This window comes from Cupriavidus sp. H39, assembly GCF_050271075.1.
Taxonomy (GTDB): domain Bacteria; phylum Pseudomonadota; class Gammaproteobacteria; order Burkholderiales; family Burkholderiaceae; genus Cupriavidus; species Cupriavidus necator_B.
This window is the reverse complement of sequence record NZ_CP189848.1, coordinates 278,777-295,212: the sequence shown is the minus strand read 5'-3', so window position 1 is coordinate 295,212 and position 16,436 is coordinate 278,777. Positions and strand designations below refer to the sequence as shown.

General features: G+C 68.9%; 18 protein-coding genes. 9 read left to right on the top strand and 9 right to left on the bottom strand.

Features of this window, described 5'->3' with window-relative positions; all coding sequences use genetic code 11:
* Positions 1–281: 281 nt before the first annotated feature.
* Entirely contained in the window at positions 282–1,052 is a 771-nt protein-coding gene (gene tam, locus ACOCMH_RS16775) for a trans-aconitate 2-methyltransferase (RefSeq protein WP_427312097.1), read from the top strand.
* Positions 1,053–1,056: 4 nt separating this feature from the next.
* On the opposite strand, the gene ACOCMH_RS16770 is transcribed toward tam, so the two are convergent.
* A complete protein-coding gene (locus ACOCMH_RS16770) occupies positions 1,057–1,443 on the bottom strand; it encodes a VOC family protein (protein ID WP_427312095.1) in 387 nt (128 codons plus the stop codon).
* 33 nt (positions 1,444–1,476) lie between these two features.
* Positions 1,477–1,914: a PaaI family thioesterase gene (locus ACOCMH_RS16765; RefSeq protein WP_427312093.1), complete on the bottom strand. Its 438-nt coding sequence runs from the start codon at positions 1,912–1,914 to the stop codon at positions 1,477–1,479.
* Positions 1,915–2,093: 179 nt separating this feature from the next.
* Between ACOCMH_RS16765 and ACOCMH_RS16760 the strand changes: the two genes are divergently transcribed.
* From ACOCMH_RS16760 to ACOCMH_RS16730, 7 genes are all read left to right on the top strand, one after another.
* Positions 2,094–2,912 carry a CHAD domain-containing protein gene (locus ACOCMH_RS16760; RefSeq protein ID WP_427312091.1) on the top strand — a complete coding sequence of 273 codons (819 nt, stop codon included), beginning with the start codon at positions 2,094–2,096 and terminating at the stop codon, positions 2,910–2,912.
* 81 nt (positions 2,913–2,993) lie between these two features.
* On the top strand, positions 2,994–4,421 hold the full coding sequence (mnmE, locus tag ACOCMH_RS16755; protein ID WP_427312089.1) for a tRNA uridine-5-carboxymethylaminomethyl(34) synthesis GTPase MnmE: 1,428 nt from the start codon (positions 2,994–2,996) through the stop codon (positions 4,419–4,421).
* 17 nt (positions 4,422–4,438) lie between these two features.
* Positions 4,439–6,076: an ATP-binding protein gene (locus ACOCMH_RS16750; RefSeq protein ID WP_427312088.1), complete on the top strand. Its 1,638-nt coding sequence runs from the start codon at positions 4,439–4,441 to the stop codon at positions 6,074–6,076.
* Positions 6,077–6,243: 167 nt separating this feature from the next.
* The gene (locus ACOCMH_RS16745) at positions 6,244–7,488 is read left to right on the top strand and encodes a glycosyltransferase (protein WP_427312086.1); all 1,245 of its coding nucleotides are present in this window, start codon (positions 6,244–6,246) and stop codon (positions 7,486–7,488) included.
* A gap of 43 nt (positions 7,489–7,531) precedes the next feature.
* A complete protein-coding gene (locus ACOCMH_RS16740) occupies positions 7,532–8,110 on the top strand; it encodes an OB-fold putative lipoprotein (protein ID WP_427312084.1) in 579 nt (192 codons plus the stop codon).
* Positions 8,111–8,141: 31 nt separating this feature from the next.
* The gene (locus ACOCMH_RS16735; protein ID WP_171516516.1) at positions 8,142–8,330 is read left to right on the top strand and encodes a hypothetical protein; all 189 of its coding nucleotides are present in this window, start codon (positions 8,142–8,144) and stop codon (positions 8,328–8,330) included.
* Between the two features lie 141 nt (positions 8,331–8,471).
* Positions 8,472–9,017, top strand: coding sequence for an Sbal_3080 family lipoprotein (locus ACOCMH_RS16730; protein ID WP_171516515.1), 546 nt, complete (start codon positions 8,472–8,474; stop codon positions 9,015–9,017).
* An 88-nt stretch (positions 9,018–9,105) separates the two neighbouring features.
* Here the strand turns inward: ACOCMH_RS16730 and ACOCMH_RS16725 are convergent, their stop codons facing one another.
* From ACOCMH_RS16725 to ACOCMH_RS16715, 3 genes are all read right to left on the bottom strand, one after another.
* Positions 9,106–10,080 carry a M14 family metallopeptidase gene (locus tag ACOCMH_RS16725; RefSeq protein ID WP_427312082.1) on the bottom strand — a complete coding sequence of 325 codons (975 nt, stop codon included), beginning with the start codon at positions 10,078–10,080 and terminating at the stop codon, positions 9,106–9,108.
* Between the two features lie 261 nt (positions 10,081–10,341).
* A complete protein-coding gene (locus ACOCMH_RS16720; RefSeq protein WP_427312081.1) occupies positions 10,342–11,322 on the bottom strand; it encodes a Bug family tripartite tricarboxylate transporter substrate binding protein in 981 nt (326 codons plus the stop codon).
* A gap of 119 nt (positions 11,323–11,441) precedes the next feature.
* Positions 11,442–12,398 (bottom strand): LysR family transcriptional regulator, encoded by a 957-nt coding sequence (locus ACOCMH_RS16715; protein ID WP_427312080.1) that lies wholly within the window; start codon positions 12,396–12,398, stop codon positions 11,442–11,444.
* Positions 12,399–12,491: 93 nt separating this feature from the next.
* Between ACOCMH_RS16715 and ACOCMH_RS16710 the strand changes: the two genes are divergently transcribed.
* Positions 12,492–13,328 (top strand): MerR family transcriptional regulator, encoded by an 837-nt coding sequence (locus ACOCMH_RS16710; protein WP_427312079.1) that lies wholly within the window; start codon positions 12,492–12,494, stop codon positions 13,326–13,328.
* Between the two features lie 195 nt (positions 13,329–13,523).
* Here ACOCMH_RS16710 and ACOCMH_RS16705 read toward each other — a convergent pair whose 3' ends face one another.
* Genes ACOCMH_RS16705 through ACOCMH_RS16690 form a run of 4 tightly spaced genes read right to left on the bottom strand, consistent with a single transcriptional unit; the run spans position 13,524 to position 16,417 of the window.
* On the bottom strand, positions 13,524–13,688 hold the full coding sequence (locus tag ACOCMH_RS16705; RefSeq protein WP_171516510.1) for a rubredoxin: 165 nt from the start codon (positions 13,686–13,688) through the stop codon (positions 13,524–13,526).
* Positions 13,685–14,560, bottom strand: a complete 876-nt coding sequence (locus tag ACOCMH_RS16700) for a metal-dependent hydrolase (protein ID WP_427312077.1) — start codon at positions 14,558–14,560, stop codon at positions 13,685–13,687. The genes ACOCMH_RS16705 and ACOCMH_RS16700 overlap by 4 nt, the downstream gene beginning before the upstream one ends.
* A gap of 10 nt (positions 14,561–14,570) precedes the next feature.
* Positions 14,571–15,530: an alpha/beta fold hydrolase gene (locus ACOCMH_RS16695; protein ID WP_427312075.1), complete on the bottom strand. Its 960-nt coding sequence runs from the start codon at positions 15,528–15,530 to the stop codon at positions 14,571–14,573.
* On the bottom strand, positions 15,527–16,417 hold the full coding sequence (locus ACOCMH_RS16690) for an SDR family NAD(P)-dependent oxidoreductase (protein WP_427312073.1): 891 nt from the start codon (positions 16,415–16,417) through the stop codon (positions 15,527–15,529). The genes ACOCMH_RS16695 and ACOCMH_RS16690 overlap by 4 nt, the downstream gene beginning before the upstream one ends.
* Positions 16,418–16,436 lie beyond the last annotated feature (19 nt).

Here is a 16,436-nt window from a genome sequence, read left to right as displayed (position 1 = left end):
CGGCAGCGATGCCGGGCTTTTTGTTTGGTCGTTGACGGATGGAGTTGGAATGTCGCGCGGTTTGCTCTCCTCTCCCATGAAGTGGGAGAGGGGCCGGGGGTGAGGGCGGGCGTTGGCGATAGCGACGGCCTTTACTTCGTTGACGCTCCGGCCCTCACCCCCACCCCTCTCCCGCACGCGGGAGAGGGGAGCCTCGTTCCCGCGGTGCTGGCTACGGCTGGCCTCTGCTTTCTGCGGCAGGCGTATGCTACTGGCCTGCCCTTACCGTCAGGAGAGTCCCCATGAGCTGGTCCGCCCACCAATACGTCGCCTTCGAAGACGAACGCACCCGCCCGGTCCGTGACCTGGTGGCTGCCATTCCCAACGAGATTGCGCGCAGCGCGGTGGATATCGGCTGCGGTCCGGGCAATTCCACCGAGGTGCTGCTGGCGCGCTACGCCGGTGCGTCGGTGACCGGGCTGGACAGCTCGCAGGACATGGTCGACGCCGCGCGCAAGCGCCTGCCCGACGTGCAGTTCCGCGTGGCCGACATCGGTGCCTGGGACGATGCCGGCCCGTACGACGTGATCCTTGCCAACGCGGTGCTGCAATGGCTGCCCGACCACGCCAGCCTGTTCCCGGCGCTGGTGTCGAAGCTGGCAACCGGCGGCACGCTGGCCGTGCAGATGCCGGACAACCTGGAAGAACCGGCGCACCAGCTGATGCGCCGCGTGGCGGCCGAAGGCCCCTGGGCCGACAAGCTCGCCGGCGCCAGCAAGGCCCGCGCCGAACGCGCACCGGCACGCTGGTATTACGAACTGCTGCGTCCGCTGTGCCAGCGCGTGGACGTGTGGCTGACCACCTACCACCATCCGCTCGCCGGCGGCCCGGCCGCGGTGGTGGAGTGGTTCAAGGGCAGCGGCCTGCGCCCGTTCCTGCAGCCGCTGGATGACGCCGAGCGCGCCGCCTACCTGGCGCGCTACCAGACCGAGATTGCCAAGGCGTACCCGGCGCTGCCGGACGGCTCGGTGCTGCTGCCGTTCCCGCGCCTGTTCATCGTGGCGACGCGCTGAGGCGCTACGCGGGCTTGTGGCAGACCGCCTCGATGTTGTGCCCGTCAGGGTCCAGCACGAAGGCGCCGTAGTAGTCGGGGTGGTAGTGCGGGCGGAGGCCCGGTGCGCCGTTGTCGCGCCCGCCGGCGCCCAGTGCCGCGCGATGGAACGCATCGACGGTCGCGCGGCTGTCGACGCGGAACGCCACGTGCACCGGCGGCTGGTTGGGCGTGCCGCGGTGGATCCAGAAATCAGGGTGGCCCGGCGTGCCGAAGCCGGCCACGTCGGTGCTGCCGGTGACGCTGGCCGGGAACTCCTTCTCCAGCACGTAGCCGATGGCGCCCAGCGCTGCCTGGTAGAACGCGCGGCTCTTGGCGTAATCGCTGACGCCGACGCCGGTGTGGTCGATCATGGATGGCTCCTTTCAAGTTCAACGGAAAAGGCTTCAGGCCAGGTCCAGCACGCTCATGGTGGCGTTCAGCCGGCTGACCAGCACCGACTCACCGTGGACGTCGGCAAACACGTCGGCCTCTACCACGATGATCGCGCGGCCGGACTTGAGCACGTCGGCACGGCAGCGCAGTCGTTCGCTGCGCACCGCGCGCAGCAGGTTGATCTTGAACTCGGCGGTGACCACGTGCTGGCCGGCTTCGAGGATGGTGGACGCCGCTGCGCCGGCGGTGTGGTCGGCCATGGTGGCCTGCACGCCCGCATGGACGATGCCGCCGTGCTGCAGATGGCGCGGCGCGATGGCCAGCGTGGACTCGCACCAGCCGGGCCCGCAATCCGCCAGCGCGATGCCGACATCGCTGACAAAGGCGGCCTGGCGGAAGCCGGCCCCGATGGTATCGCGCAGCAGTAGCCGTTCCTGTTCGGTGGTCATGGCTGTTCCTTGTGGGGTCAGGGCACTGGTCCCGGCGGGATCTGCGCATTCCAGCGTGAAGGGCGGGGCGTGTCAACCGCCGAAGCGGCGTTGGCGCCGCATCCCGTCCAAGCGCGTGCTGTCGCCTACACTGAGAGCATCTGCGTCCCGCGTGCGCGCCTGACCGCATGCAGACCGCCATGAACGCCGACGCCAATTCCCCCAAGCTGCGCCGCAAGACGCGGCCCGCCGCTGCCTTTGCCGCACTGACGCAAGCCAGCCTGGCGCGCATCGACGCGTGCCTGGACCAGTTGCGCCACCGCGACGACCCGGAAGACCTGCACGCGCTGCGCGTCGCGCTGCGCCATGCGCGTGCGGTGGTCTGGGCGCTGGGCCCTTCCTTGCCGCGGCAAGAGCGCGACCGCTGGAAGCGCGACCTGCGTACGCTGGCGCGCGCCACCAGCGAGGTGCGCGACTGGGACGTGTTCCTGGCCGAGACCATCGGCCCGGCCCGTGAACTGGAGCCGGACGACACGGTGCTGGCCGCCATTGCCGACACCGCCCGCATGCGCCGCGACAGCGCGCGCGAAGCCATGCTGACGGCGCTGGCCGCCTACCGCGACTGGCCGCTGCCCGCACTGCATCGCGACCTGGCGCACCTGGCCCACCTGGCCGCGCGCGCCCGCAACGATGGCAGCCGGCTGGCGCCGTTTGCCCGCCAGCGCGTGCGCCGCGGGCGCAAGCGGCTGCGCGCGCTCGGCAAGGCCGCGCGCCAGGGCGATCCTGGTACGGTGCACGCGTTACGCATTGCCGGCAAACGACTGCGCTATGTGATCGAGGCCCTGGCGCCGGTGCTGCCGGCACGCTATAGCAAACGCCTGCATCGCAAGCTGGTCAAACGCCAGGGCAAGCTGGGCAGCCTTGTCGACGGCATCGTCGCGCGCCGGCTGATGGCCGACTGCCTGGGCGTGCCGGCGACGCCCGACGACACGCCGCCGCCGCTGCCCGACGTCAACTGACACCCCGCCAGCCATGGCGGCCCGCTTTCCACGTGCCATGGCGTGCCACGCCAGCCGCACCCGATCTGCGACAATACCGCCATGACTGCTCCCCAGCTTCCCATTGCCGCCATCGCCACCGCGCCCGGCCGCGGCGGCATCGGCGTGGTGCGCGTGTCCGGCCCCGATGTCGGCCCCGTGATGCGCGCCGTCTGCGGCCAGGCACTGAAGCCGCGCCACGCCACTTACCTGCCGTTTCTCGATGGCCACGGCAAGGTCATCGACCATGGCCTGGCGCTGTATTTCCCGGCGCCCAACTCCTATACCGGCGAGGAAGTGCTGGAGCTGCAGGGCCACGGCGGCCCGGTGGTGATGCAGATGCTGCTGACGCGCTGCCTGCAGGCCGGCGACGGCATCGGCCTGCGCCTGGCCGAGCCCGGCGAGTTCACGCGCCGCGCCTTCCTCAATGACAAGCTCGACCTGGCCCAGGCCGAGGCCGTGGCCGACCTGATCGAAGCCAGCACCGAGGCCGCAGCGCGCTCCGCCGCGCGCTCGATGGAGGGCGAGTTCTCCAACGCCATCCGCCAGCTGGTGGACAAGGTCATCCACCTGCGCATGCTGGTGGAAGCCACGCTCGATTTCCCCGAGGAAGAGATCGATTTCCTCGAGCAGTCCGACGCGCGCGGCCAGCTTGCCACGATCCGCGCGGAACTCGGCGCGGTACTGGCGCAGGCGCGCCAGGGCGCGCTGCTGCGCGAGGGGCTGTCGGTGGTGCTGGCGGGCCAGCCCAACGTGGGCAAGTCGTCGCTGCTGAACGCGCTGGCCGGCGCCGAGCTGGCCATCGTCACGCCGATTGCCGGCACCACGCGCGACCGCGTGCGCGAGACCATCCAGATCGACGGCATTCCGCTGCATATCATCGACACCGCCGGCCTGCGCGAGCACGCCGCCGACGAAGTCGAGCGCATCGGCATCGAACGCACCTGGGACGCCATCCGCCGCGCCGACATCGTGCTGCACCTGGTCGACGCCACCGACTACCTGCGCCACGGCCTGTCCGAGATCGACGACGCCATCGACGACCAGCTCAGCGGCCAGCTGCCGCCGGGCGCGCCGATCGTGCGCATCGTCAACAAGATCGACAAGGCCCCCGCGGTGGGCGAGCTCATGTTCGCCGGCAACCGCCCGCACGTGGTCGCCGCCAACGGCCCCAACCCCACCGAGATCTGGATCTCCGCCCGCACCGGCGCCGGCATCGAACTGCTGCGCCGCGAACTGCTGCGGCTGATCGGCTGGCAGTCCGGCAACGAAGGCACCTTCCTCGCGCGCGAGCGGCACCTGACCGCGCTGCGGCAGGCGCAATCGCATCTGGACGTGGCCGCTGACCAGAGCGAACGCCAGGCGCAGGCGCTGGACCTGTTTGCGGAAGAGTTGCGGCTGGCGCAGGAGCACCTGAACAGCATTACCGGCGAGTTCACCAGCGATGATCTGCTGGGGACGATTTTTACGCGGTTTTGTATCGGGAAATAAATGCGGAGAGCGCGTCGGTGAGCCAAGAAGGACAGCTGCTTGACAACAAATCACTGCGCGCCGTATCGGGCAAGGCTGCCGACTGGCAAAACCTGGCCAAGGATTGTGTCGCATTCGCCAACGCCACTGGCGGACACCTGCACATCGGCATCGAAGACAATCACAACGAACCGCCAGCCGGTCAGCGCATCGCACCGGAGCTGCCTGACCAACTGCGTCGCAAGCTTTCGGAGTTGACCGTCAATGTCTCTGTCCTTCCGACGGTAGTAACTGCAAAAAATGGCGGACAGTACATTGATCTGGCCATTCCGCGCTCCGCCTCGATCGCCTCAACTACGGACGGCCGCTATTACCTTCGCATAGCGGATCAATGCAGGCCTCTGGTCGGAGAAGACGTCGTGCGACTGGCGTCTGAACGAGCTGCCCTGCCTTGGGAAACATTAACCACACTACAGATACCTCGCGCTGAAGCTGACCCGGTACTGTGCGAGCGATTGATCGCGGCGTTGCGGGCCTCCGACCGCGTCAAACCGTCGATCAAGGAGAAGACGGCCGACGAGACGCTGGATCATTACCAGCTTGCCCGCGGCCCCTACCTGACCCATCTCGGTATCCTGTGCGTGGGCCGGCAGTACCACCGCGCACAACTAAGCTCTGCACCCGTCATACAGTTCATCAAGTTCGACGCGCACGAGAAAAAGGTCAACAAGTTGGTGTGGGACGATCACACGCTGAGCCCTATGGCGCTGATCGACAGTGTATGGTTGGAGGTTCCGGATTTTCGCGAACACCACGAATTGCCAGATGGTCTGTATCGGCAACAGCTTCCGGCCTTCGACGAGGTGGTCATTCGTGAATTGCTGGTGAATGCGCTCGTGCATCGTCCTTATACGCAGCGCGGCGACATCTTCCTCAATCTGCATCCGGAGCGGCTTGAGATTGTCAATCCGGGTCCCTTGCCACTGGGGGTCACGCCACAGAACGTTCTGCACACCACGGTTCGCCGTAATGAGCATCTTGCGCGCCTGTTCCACGATCTCAAATTGATGGAGCGCGAGGGCAGTGGCTTCGACAAAATCTACGAGACCCTGCTTTCGCAAGGCCGGCCCTTGCCGGAAGTGCTGGAGTCCTATGACCGGGTCCAGGTCACCGTGCACCGGCGCATCCTCAAACCCGAGGTAGTCGACTTCCTCGCCAAGGCTGACCAGGCATACCAACTCACCCAACGTGAGCGGATCACGTTGGGTCTGCTCGCTCAGCATGACGCACTGACGGCGCGAGAGCTTGCTGGGACGCTAGAGTTGCCCGGGACGGAAGCACTGCTCCCCTGGATTTCGCGGCTTCTCAATTGGGGCGTCGTCCATCGGGCAGGACGCACCCAGGCCACGCGCTACTTTGTCGCACCTGAACTGCTTCGGAGCCTGCAATTTTCTGTGGGCACCACCCTAAAGCGGATCGAGCCACATCGCCTTGCCGCCCTCGTCCAGGAGGATTTGCGCAGATACCCCCAGTCCTCCATTGGCGAGATCCACGATCGTGTCGGAGGCGAAATCCATATCAGGCAACTCAAGCGGGTGCTGGATGGCCTGATTACCCGAGGCGAGGTCAGCTTTACTGGCGAGCGGCGATGGCGCCGGTACCGCGTCGTGCCGTGAGGCGGTTCTATTGACCAAGCCTACCCATATCTGGGGCGAAAATGACGCACGAACCTTTAGTGATCTGAAAATCCCATACAAATCAACAACTTATATCGACCAAACTACGCTTGGCTGGTTGATAGCAAGCTAATAGCAGGTGGATACCAAGGCATAGCACCAAAAGAATGCGCCTGACCCTCATCACCTTTGGCACCCAGGGCGACTGCCGCCCCATCGTCGCGTTGGCCGTGGGCCTGCGGGCCGCCGGCCACGATGTGCTGATGCTGGGCGAACGCTCGGCGGCGCCGCTGGCTGCGGAGCACGGCGTCCCGTTCGCGCCCATGGCCGGCGATATCCAGCAGACGCTGACGCCCGGCGGCGCGCTGCACAAGCTGATGACCGAGGGCGGCAACGTGGCCGAGGCCACGCGCGCGTTCGGGCGCATTGCCGAGGACAACACCGAGGCCTGGATGGCGCAGCTGGCGCAGGCGGCGCGCGATGCGGATGGCATCGTGTTTTCGGGGCTGACGGCGTATGTGGCGCTGTCAGTGGGCGAGCAGCTCGGCAAGCCGGTGATTGGCGCGGGCATGTTCCCGATTTCGCCGACGCGGGCGTTTCCGTCGGCGCTGCTGCCGCCGCTGAGCATGCCGGGGTGGGCCAACCGCGCCAGCCATCACCTGATCAACTTCGTGCTGTGGCGGATGTTCCGCAATGCCACCAATGCGGCGCGCGCCAGGCTGTTCGGCGTGCCGGCGCGCAAGGCGATGTGGCCGGCGTTTCCGACGCTATATGCGATGTCGCCGCACCTGGTGCCGCGTCCGCCTGACTGGCATGACGACTGGCTGGTGACCGGCGCGTGGACCGTGCCGCCGCAGCCGGACTGGCAGCCGGACCCGGCGCTGCGCGCGTTCCTGGCGGCGGGCGAGGCGCCGCTCTATATCGGCTTCGGCAGCATGGCGGGCTTTGACCGGCAGAAGGTGGTGTCGGCGCTGGTGCAGGCGGTCGATGGGCGGCGGGCGCTGTTCTATCCGGGCTGGAGCGGCATCGACGTGGCCGCGTTGCCGGCCAGCTTCCATGTGGTGGGCCCCACGCCGCATGACTGGCTGCTGCCGCGCGTGGCCGCGGCGATCCATCACGGCGGCGCGGGCACCACGCATGCGGCGGCGGCGGCGGGGGTGCCGTCGATCGTGCTGCCGTTCGCGGGCGACCAGTTCTTCTGGGCGGGCCGGCTGGCGGCGCTGGGGGTGGCGCCGCCGCACGTGGCCGGGCACAAGATCGATGCGGCGCGGCTGGCATCGATGATCGCCTTCACCGAGCGGCCGGACACGCGCGCACGGGCCGCCACGCTGGGCCGCGCGGTGGCGGCCGAGCGCGGCGTCGACCATGCCGTGGCGGCGATCGAACGCTTTTGCCGGAGGCAGGGCGCATAATCCGCCTTTCGCCTTCCGCTTTCACTGACGCAGGACCTTCCCGATGTTGAACCGTACCCAGCAAATCCTTATTGCCATCGTCGCCGTGGCTGTCCTTGGCATGTTGTGGTTTGCCGGCAATGACCGCCGCGACGATGTCGGCGGTGCCGTGCCCGCGGCACCGGCCGAAGCGCCGGCGCAAGCGCAGGCGGCGGCCAGCGACGTGCGCGGCGTGCCGCGCGACGGCACGCTGGATCCGGTCAGCATCGACCCGCAACGCCCCGCCGACCGCCTGCCGCAGCTGCAGGCCGATGCGCTGCTGAATGCGTACCGCGACAATCCCGGCCAAGCGGACCGCGACTACCTGAACCAGTACCTGATCGTCGAAGGCGTTGCCAGCGGCATCCGCCGCGAAGGCGAGCAGGTCTTTGTCGATATCCGCACCAACGACCCGGGCGCCAATGTGCGCGCGCTGCTGCTGCCGCGCCAGATCTGCGGCCCGGCCGGACGCGAATGCGAAGTGGAAGCCCGCGCCACCATGGTGCGGCGCGGCCAGAAGGTGGCGGTGGAGTGCAACGGCGCCGGCCTGGCCGAGGGCATGCCGCTGCTGCGCGACTGCCTGCTGCGCGGCGGCGCCAACTGATCGCCCGCGACGATTCCCGGAGTTTCCTGCCATGCAATCCGTGCTGTCCGTCCTTGCCATCCTGATCATGGTGGCGACCCTTGTCGGCGTGATCTCGCCCGCGTGGCTGAGCCAGACGCTGTTCGGCGGCAAACCCGTGACGCGCGTGCAGGTGGCGGTGGTCGGGGTCTGCCTGGCCGCGCTGTGCCTGGTGCTGGTGGGCCGGCTGGCGGGCGGCTGAGGCGCCATCCGCCGCGCCAGAAGCGGCCGTTTTGCGCTTCTGTTTGGCCGATTGGATCGGCATGCCGGCGCCTACAGTGTGAAGGTATGCGGTGGCCATTGCGCCTTGCGTGGCACGCCGCCCAGCCATCCAGGACCTTCCATGCATAAAGCACTGCTGGCGGCCGGCCTCGGCCTGCTGCTGACCGGCTGCTCGACCTACCAGGCCGTGACGCCGGTCGACCGCCCCGACCGCACCGATCCGTTAGTGGCGTTCCAGGTGCCGGCCGGCGGCGGCCCGCTGGGCCACTATGGCGCCAACGGCACGCTGCTGTGCGTGGTGGTGAACCCGGTCACCGGCAATGACTTTGTCGAGAACTTCCTGTCGTCGCTGCGCCGGCGCAATTTCGAGGTGAAGGTGCTGCAGGCGCAGAGCTCGATCGCGGCGTGCCCGATGGTGGCGCTGTACACGGCGCGTGGTGCCTGGTACTGGACGGCGTACCTGAACAACGCGGACATCACCGTGTTCCGCAACGGCGACCGGGTCGGCAAGGCGGTCTACAACGCCAACCGCAGCGCGGGCGGGCTGAACCTGAGCAACTTCGTGCAGCCGTCGTCCAAGCTCGATGAACTGGTCGAGCAGCTGTTCCCCGGCATGCTGCCGCCGCCCCCGCCGCCCGCAGGCACGGGGCCCACGCCGGCCGCATAGACCATCTGCAGTCAACCGGAGGGCCGCGCCATGTCCCTGTGCGCAGCATCCTGCCGGGCGCAGCCGCGCCCGGCCCAGCGTACCCGGGTCAGCGCTCCAGCCGGCCCAGGCGAACCACGGTCACGCCCGGGCGCAACTGGCGCAGCGACGGCATCACCAGCACGCAATCCGGATACGGCGTCAGCACCGGCTCGCCGTCGCGCCAGCCGATTACGGTCCCGGCCTCGGTAAAGGTCTCCAGCCCGGTGTAGGGGCCGGCAAAGCGGAAGTCCATGCTGGTGGCGACCACCGGCTCGGTCACGCGCACCACGCGCTGCGCGGCGGGCAGCGGCTGCAGCCAGCCGGCCGGCAGGTCGCCTTCCGCGACGATGCCGGCATGCAGCAGGAAGCGCGCGGTGCTGTCCTGCGCCACTGTCACGGCGGCCGGTTCCCAGTGCTGGCCGCATTCGATCAGCAGCGCGTTGCGCGGGCTGGCGGCATCGCCAAAGCCATCGTAGTCGCGCATGCGGCGGCCTTCGGGGTGGCCTTCGTCGACGACCACATCGGCCGGCGCACCGAGCGCGCGCGACAGCGCGATGCCCTTGTCGAGCGGGCCGGAGACGATCAGCGGCCGGCTTTTCTCATGCATCGAATGCAGGTCCAGCAGCAGGTCGACGGTGTCGATCACCGGCCGCATGGCGCGCGCGCGGCGCAGTTCCGATGAATCGAGGCTGGCGTCATCGAGCACCTTTGCGGTCCAGACGCGGTTGAAGTCCTGGTCGACGAAGCGCGACGCATCCGGCCTGGCGGGATCGAAGCGGTGGTACGCGTCGACGTTGGCAAACGCCAGCGTCAGGCGGCCGCGGCGCGGGCGCAGGCCGTGGTCGAGCAGCGCCTTGACGGCGATGGCGCCGCAGACTTCGTTGCCGTGGGTCAGCGCGTTGACCATCACGTGCGGGCCGGGCTGGCCGCTGTCGAAGGTGTACAGGTAGGGGATGCCGGTGTTGCCGGCGGCGTAGGGTCGGATGTCGGGGAAGGCGACGTCGACGGGGTAGGCGTCGATCGGTGTGGGCTGGTGGGTCATGGGAGTTGGTGCGTTCAGGGTGCCTGGCGGGTCGGTGCCGGCCGGGTCGTGTTTGAGATGGGTTGGATGAGGGTAGCGGTACTGCCAGCGCCGGCCCTCACCCCCGCCCCTCTTCCGCAGGCGGGAGAGGGGAGCAAACCGGCAGATCCAGTGAAGCTGCAGCCCCACTGTCGCCGATTGCGTTCTTCCCTCTCCCGCACGCGGGAGAGGGGCGGGGGTGAGGGTGAGCGTATGCAAGAGCGATTTCGCTCATTACATCGCTTACTCGCGAATCCCCGCCGTCTGCACAATCGTGCGATAACGCCCGGTCTCGCGCTTGATAAAGCTGCCGAACTGCGCCGGATTGGCGGGCGCCACTTCCACGCCGGCCTCGGCCAGCTTCTTCTTCACGTCAGGCATGGCCAGAACGGCCTGCATCTCGGTGTTCAGGCGCTCGACCACCGGCTTGGGCAAGCTGGCCGGACCCATCAGGCCGAACCACACACCCATGTCCACGCCCTTGAGCGCGGGGGTCTCGGCCAGCGCGGGCACGTTCGGCGCCACCGGCGAGCGCTTGGCGCCGGTCACGCCGTAGGCCTGCACGCGGTTGGCCTGGATATGCGGCAGCGCCGACGACAGCACCATCACCGCCAGGTCGATCTGGCCGCCGAGCAGGTCGGTGGCCATGGCCGACGCGCCCTTGTACGGCACGTGCGTGATCTCGACCTTGCCCTGCTGCTTGATCAGCTCGCCCGCCAGGTTCAGCGGGGTGCCGACACCGGACGAGGCATACGACAGCTTGCCGGGCTGGGCCTTGGCCAGCGTGATCAGCTCGGCCGCGTTCTTTGCCGGCAGGCCGGGCTTGCCGACCAGCACCATCGGCTGGGTGCCGACGAAGGTCACCGGCGCCAGGTCCTTCTCGCCGTCATAGCGCACCGCCGGGTTGGTCAGGCGGGCGATCGAGACTTCACTGCCCGAGCCCATCAGCAGGGTATAGCCATCGGCTTCGGCCTTGACCACCTTGGCCGCGCCGATGGTGCCGCCGGCGCCCCCCAGGTTTTCGATCACCACGCTCTGGCCCAGGCGCTTGCCCAGTTCCGGCGCGATGGTGCGGGCCACCAGGTCGACGCTGCCGCCGGCGGTGTAGCCCACCACCAGCGTGATCGGCTTGTTGGGCCAGGTGGCGGCCGCGGCCTGGGTGATGGCGCCGGCGGATGCGGCAAGGCAAAGTGCGGCAGCGGCCGCGCGCAGGGTGGTTTTCATGGTCTTGGCTCGAGGTCCCGGAATAATGGTTGTGGACCGATGGTAGAAGCGCGGAACCGGGCCGGCCGTGCGGCTTTGGCAACCGCGATTGCCAATTCGGCAAGGGGCGCCGGCGCGGTTCAGCGCGGCGCCTGCACCGCCGCCTGCCAGAAGGCCTCGGCCAGCGGCCGCATCGGCGCGCGCGGGCGGTACAGGCGGATATCGAGTGCCAGGTCGCCACCGTCGTCCTCGCGCGCGGCGGCGATGGCGCGCACCAGCCGGCCGTCGCGCAGGTCATCGGCAATCAGCCGCGCGGGCAGCCACGCCAGGCCCATGCGCTGGCGCACCATCTCGTGCACGGACTCGGCAAAGTCGCTGACGGCGATCACGTCCAGCCGCGGCGCCAGCTTGCGGCGCGCGATCTCCTGGTTGACCATGCGGCCCAGCGTCAGGGTCTCGGCGTAGGCGATCATCGGCACCGGCCTGGCCGCGCTCTTGCCGGCGGCCTTCCCCGTCCCCAGCCGGTGCAGTGGCGCGCCGTGCGCATCGGCGGCGCTGACGCACACCAGCCGCTCCACGCCCGCCAGGTGGAACTGGTAGCGCGCGTCGTCCAGCATCACCGGCAGGTCGGGCGGGCTGTAGCACAGCAGGAAATCGGCATCGCCCTCGGCGAACATCGCCAGCGCGTCGTGCATCGGGAAGGTCGACAGGCGGGTGCGGAAGCCAGCCGCGGCGGGGTCATGGCGCAGTGCCTCGCGCAATCCCGCCAGCCAGGCCGGCACCATCGAGCGCGCCAGCGTCTTGCCGGTGGCGATGGTCACGGTGCTGGCGTCGGCGCGATGCGCGGCGCGCAGCGCCAGGCGGGTGTCGTCGAGCGTGCGCAGCGCGCTCTGCGCGGCTTCCAGGAACTGGCGCCCTTCGGCGGTCAGCCGCACCGGGAAGGCGCTGCGGTCGATCAGCGGGGCGCCGGCCCAGACCTCCAGCGCCTGCATGCGCCGGCCAAAGGCGGGCGGGGTCACGTTGCGCAGTTCGGCGGCGCGCGCGAGGCTGCCGGCCTGGGCCAGGCAGACGAAGTCTTCGAGCCAGCGGATATGCATGGAGAGCGGGCGGTCGCGGTGGGGGCAATGCCTGCATTATCGGCAAAACCCGCGGCGACTTTGCCTGCCGCGTTCGTCGGTTAGAATTTTTGCATGACACTGACCCGGCGCCGCCAATCCTCGTCCCCGACCCGCACGGCGTCCGCCGCATCCGGACCGCCGCCTGCCCCGGAGTACACCATCGACGAACTGGCGCGCGTGGCCGGCACCACGGTGCGCAACGTGCGCTCATACCAGGACCGCGGCCTGATCGACCCGCCGCAGCGGCGCGGGCGCGTGGGCATCTACACGCAGGCGCACTTGGGGCGGCTCAAGCTGATCCACCACCTGCTGGCGCGCGGCTACACGCTGGCCAATATCACCGAGCTGCTCAAGGCCATCGTCGAAGGGCACGACCTGCGCTCGATCCTGGGGCTGGAGACGGCCATCAGCAGCCCGTGGACCAACGAAACCCCGCGGCACTACTCCTACCTGGCGCTGGCGCGTCTGTTCGGCCGCGCGATCTCGCGCCCGGCGCTGGCCAAGGCGATTTCGCTGGGGCTGCTGGAACCGGATGGGCTGGGCTACCTGGCACGCAGCCCGCGCGCACTGGCCGCGGGCGCCGAGATCGCCCACGCGGGCTTTGCGCTGGAAGACGTGCTGGAGATCATCGCGCAGTCGCGCGGGCATTTCCAGGCGATATCGGACCACATCGTCGCCACCGTGGTGCGCGAGCTGGACCGCTTCGGCGAAGGCAAGCTGCCGCCACCGCAGGACGTGCCGCGGCTGGTCGACATCCTGTGGCGCATCCGCCCGCTGGCATTGGTGATGGCGGAGACGGAGATGATGCGGGCGCTGGAGATCTCGGCCAACAAGTACCTGGGGGACAGGGTGGCGGCGATCATCGAGCATTTGCATGATGAGGAGGGTGGGGGCAGCGGGAAGTCCTAGCACGCTGGTGGTGTGCTCCCCTCTCCCGCTTGCGGGAGAGGGGCAGGGGGGTGAGGGCGGGCGCTGGCATACCGCAGGCCTGGACTTCGTGGACACACTGGCCCTCACCCCCACCCCTCTCCCACTTCGCGGGAGAGGGGAGCTACGCCGTCACGTTATGCAGCACCTCAGCCCTTGCCGACCTCTCCCCCGCGCCTAAACCGCAACCATGTCGAAATCCGCTTTCGCCATGCCGCAGTCCGGGCAGCGCCATTCCGGCGGGACCGCGCCCCACGGTGTGCCGGGCGCGATGCCGTGCTCGGGCATGCCGAGCGCTTCTTCATAGACGAACCCACAGATTTGGCACTGCCAGATGGTCATGCCGTCCCCCGCAGCGACGGGGCCCGGGTGGAGACGCCGGCTGCGCGCGCGGTGTCTTCGATCTCGCGGACCAGCGGCTCGATGCGGGCCAGCTCGGCGCGGTTGTCGTCGTCCCACGGATGGAAGCCGGGGCGGAAGTAGCTGAGCCACTCCGGGATCATGCGCGGCAGCGCGCCGGGCGAGGCCCACAGGAAGCGCAGCGCGCTGCCAAACCCGCGCAGCTTGTTGCGGCAGCCCTTGTCGCCCATCACCAGCGTGAGATGGAACACGAACACCATGGCCCAGAAGGTCACCGTGGTGGTCAGCATGGTGAAGGTGCGCACGAAGTAGCGGTACAGCCCCGGCTTCATCACGGTGTTCCAGACGTCGTAGGCCACCGCCTTGTGCTCGGTTTCCTCCAGCGCGTGCCAGGTCCACACCTGCCGATAGCCGGCCTGCGAGTTCGCGCCCAGGTGGCGCACGTCCTTCAGCACGCCGTCGGCCAGCATCGCGGTGTAATGCTCCAGTGCGATGGTATGGGCCAGCTGCCATGAGTGGGGCAGGATCTTGCGCAGCAGGTCCAGCAACCGCCATACCGCGCGGTCCAGCGCCGCGGCGGGCAGGCCGGCGTCTTCCATCAGCCGGTTGTAGAGGATGTGCTCGCGCGTGTGCATCGCTTCCTGGCCGATAAAGCCGGCGATGGCGCGGCTCAGTTCGGGATCCTTCACCTGGTCGCGGTAATTGCGCACGCTGTCCATGAAGAAGCGCTCGCCGGCCGGGAAGAAGATCGACAGCGCGTTGAGGAAATGGGTGACGTGACGGCCCCGTTCGTGCCAGTCGCTGATGCGCTCCGGCGGCAGGTGGGGATGCACGTCGCGGCGGACTGGCATCATGGCGGTCTCCTCAGTTAGCAAAAAAGGACAGCAGGTCCGCGGCCACGCGTTGCGGGTCTTCTTCCATCGGCACGTGGCCCAGGCCCGCGTAGCGGCGCAACTGCGCGCCCGGGATGCGCTCGGCGAAGGCCTGCGCGTGCGCGGGTGGGATCCAGCGGTCGCGCTCGCCCCACAGCACCAGCGTGGGCGCGCGCACGCTGCCGAGCAGGTGGGTGTCGAGCTGGGCAAAGTCGAGCTTCGGCACCATCTTGCCGACGGCTTCGCGGCTGCCCTCGGCGTAGAAGAAGTCCACGTAGCGGCGGAAGGTGGCTTCCGGCACGCGCGAGGCGTCGCCGTAGACGTCGCGGGTGGCGGCGCGGATGATGAATTCGGGCAGCAGCCACGGCGCCGACCAGCGCACCGGCGCATGGCGGAACAGGTCGATATAGACCGGCAGCTTCATCGGAAAGCCGGCGGCATCGATCAGCACCAGCTTGTCGACCGCGCCCGGTCGCCGCACCGCGAGGTCCCACGCGATCAGCCCGCCCAGCGAATTGCCGATCACGCTGGCGCGCCGCACATTGACCGCCGCCAGGAAGGCATCGATGAAGTCGCGGTAGCGGTGCACGTCCATGGTCTCGATGCGTCCGCGCGCATCGCGCAGCGGGCCGGTCAGCCCGAACGGCGCCAGGTCCAGCCGCAGCACGCGATAGCGTTGCGCCAGCGCCGGCACGATGCCCTGCCACGTATGCAGCGACGCGCCGAAGCCGTGGATCAGCACCAGCGTCTCGCCGTCGGCGGGGCCTTCGTCGGTGTAGTGGACCATCGCATCGAGCACGCGCACCCAGCGCGACGCCGGCAGCGCATGGCGCTGCGCCAGCGTGGCGCGCGACAGGCTGAACAGGCCCACGCGGCCCTGCCCGAACCAGCGCGTCAGCGCGCCCGGCGGCGCCAGCAGCGCGGCGTCGGCTTCCATCGCCAGGCGGTTCACGGGCGCTCTCCCTGGCGCACCGGAGCGGGCGCCACCACGTTGCCGAGATCGCGCTTGCGGCGCGTCTCGCGCACCACCAGCGACTGGTAGGCGGCGGGCAGCAGCCGCGCCATGGCGTCGGCGGCGTAGGCGTCGGGCCCGATCAGCACGCGCCGCCGGTTGCGCCGCACGCCCTCCAGGATCACGCGTGCGGCCTTGTCGGGCGAGGTGATGAAGAACTTCTCGAACTCGTCCTTGCCGTGCTGCGCGTCGCGCACCAGGAAGCCGTTGACGCTGGCCGACACACGGCTGGCCTGCGCGATATTGGTCTTGATGCCGCCGGGGTGCACGGTGGTGGCCGACACGCCGCAGTCCATCAGGTCCAGCTCTTGCCGCAGCGATTCGGTGAAGCCGCGCACCGCATACTTGCTGGCGTTGTAGGCGCCCATGCCGGGCTGGGCAAAGATGCCGAAGATGCTCGAGGTATTGACCACGTGGCCGTCGCCGCTGGCCTTCAGGTACGGCAGGAAGGCCTTGGTGCCGTACACCACGCCCCAGAAGTTGATGCCGATGATCCATTCCAGGTCGTCGTAGCTCATGCCCTCGACGGTGCTGGACAGCGCCACGCCGGCGTTGTTGAAGATCAGGTTGACGCGGCCGTGCGCTTCGGCGGCCGCTGCGGCCCACGCATAGACCGCGGCGCGGTCGGCCACGTCGACGGTGTGCTGCGTGATGCGGGCGTGCGGTGCCGCGGCCATGGCCTGTGCCGCGGTCTGCGCCAACCCGGCCTCGTTGCGGTCCGACAATGCCAGCTGGCAACCCTCGCGGGCCAGCGCCAGTGCCAGCGCGCGGCCGATGCCCGAGCCGGCGCCGGTGATCGCGGCAACCTTGTTGCGGAAGTCCTTCATGTCCGGTCTCCTTCCGGTG

What these genes read in the sequence shown, in the direction of transcription:
- tam (WP_427312097.1), top strand. Translation starts at nt 282, where the DNA reads ATGAGCTGGTCCGCCCACCAATACGTCGCCTTCGAAGACGAACGCACC.
- ACOCMH_RS16770 (WP_427312095.1), bottom strand. Translation starts at nt 1,443, where the DNA reads ATGATCGACCACACCGGCGTCGGCGTCAGCGATTACGCCAAGAGCCGC.
- ACOCMH_RS16765 (WP_427312093.1), bottom strand. Translation starts at nt 1,914, where the DNA reads ATGACCACCGAACAGGAACGGCTACTGCTGCGCGATACCATCGGGGCC.
- ACOCMH_RS16760 (WP_427312091.1), top strand. Translation starts at nt 2,094, where the DNA reads ATGAACGCCGACGCCAATTCCCCCAAGCTGCGCCGCAAGACGCGGCCC.
- mnmE (WP_427312089.1), top strand. Translation starts at nt 2,994, where the DNA reads ATGACTGCTCCCCAGCTTCCCATTGCCGCCATCGCCACCGCGCCCGGC.
- ACOCMH_RS16745 (WP_427312086.1), top strand. Translation starts at nt 6,244, where the DNA reads ATGCGCCTGACCCTCATCACCTTTGGCACCCAGGGCGACTGCCGCCCC.
- ACOCMH_RS16740 (WP_427312084.1), top strand. Translation starts at nt 7,532, where the DNA reads ATGTTGAACCGTACCCAGCAAATCCTTATTGCCATCGTCGCCGTGGCT.
- ACOCMH_RS16735 (WP_171516516.1), top strand. Translation starts at nt 8,142, where the DNA reads ATGCAATCCGTGCTGTCCGTCCTTGCCATCCTGATCATGGTGGCGACC.
- ACOCMH_RS16730 (WP_171516515.1), top strand. Translation starts at nt 8,472, where the DNA reads ATGCATAAAGCACTGCTGGCGGCCGGCCTCGGCCTGCTGCTGACCGGC.
- ACOCMH_RS16725 (WP_427312082.1), bottom strand. Translation starts at nt 10,080, where the DNA reads ATGACCCACCAGCCCACACCGATCGACGCCTACCCCGTCGACGTCGCC.
- ACOCMH_RS16720 (WP_427312081.1), bottom strand. Translation starts at nt 11,322, where the DNA reads ATGAAAACCACCCTGCGCGCGGCCGCTGCCGCACTTTGCCTTGCCGCA.
- ACOCMH_RS16715 (WP_427312080.1), bottom strand. Translation starts at nt 12,398, where the DNA reads ATGCATATCCGCTGGCTCGAAGACTTCGTCTGCCTGGCCCAGGCCGGC.
- ACOCMH_RS16710 (WP_427312079.1), top strand. Translation starts at nt 12,492, where the DNA reads ATGACACTGACCCGGCGCCGCCAATCCTCGTCCCCGACCCGCACGGCG.
- ACOCMH_RS16705 (WP_171516510.1), bottom strand. Translation starts at nt 13,688, where the DNA reads ATGACCATCTGGCAGTGCCAAATCTGTGGGTTCGTCTATGAAGAAGCG.
- ACOCMH_RS16700 (WP_427312077.1), bottom strand. Translation starts at nt 14,560, where the DNA reads ATGATGCCAGTCCGCCGCGACGTGCATCCCCACCTGCCGCCGGAGCGC.
- ACOCMH_RS16690 (WP_427312073.1), bottom strand. Translation starts at nt 16,417, where the DNA reads ATGAAGGACTTCCGCAACAAGGTTGCCGCGATCACCGGCGCCGGCTCG.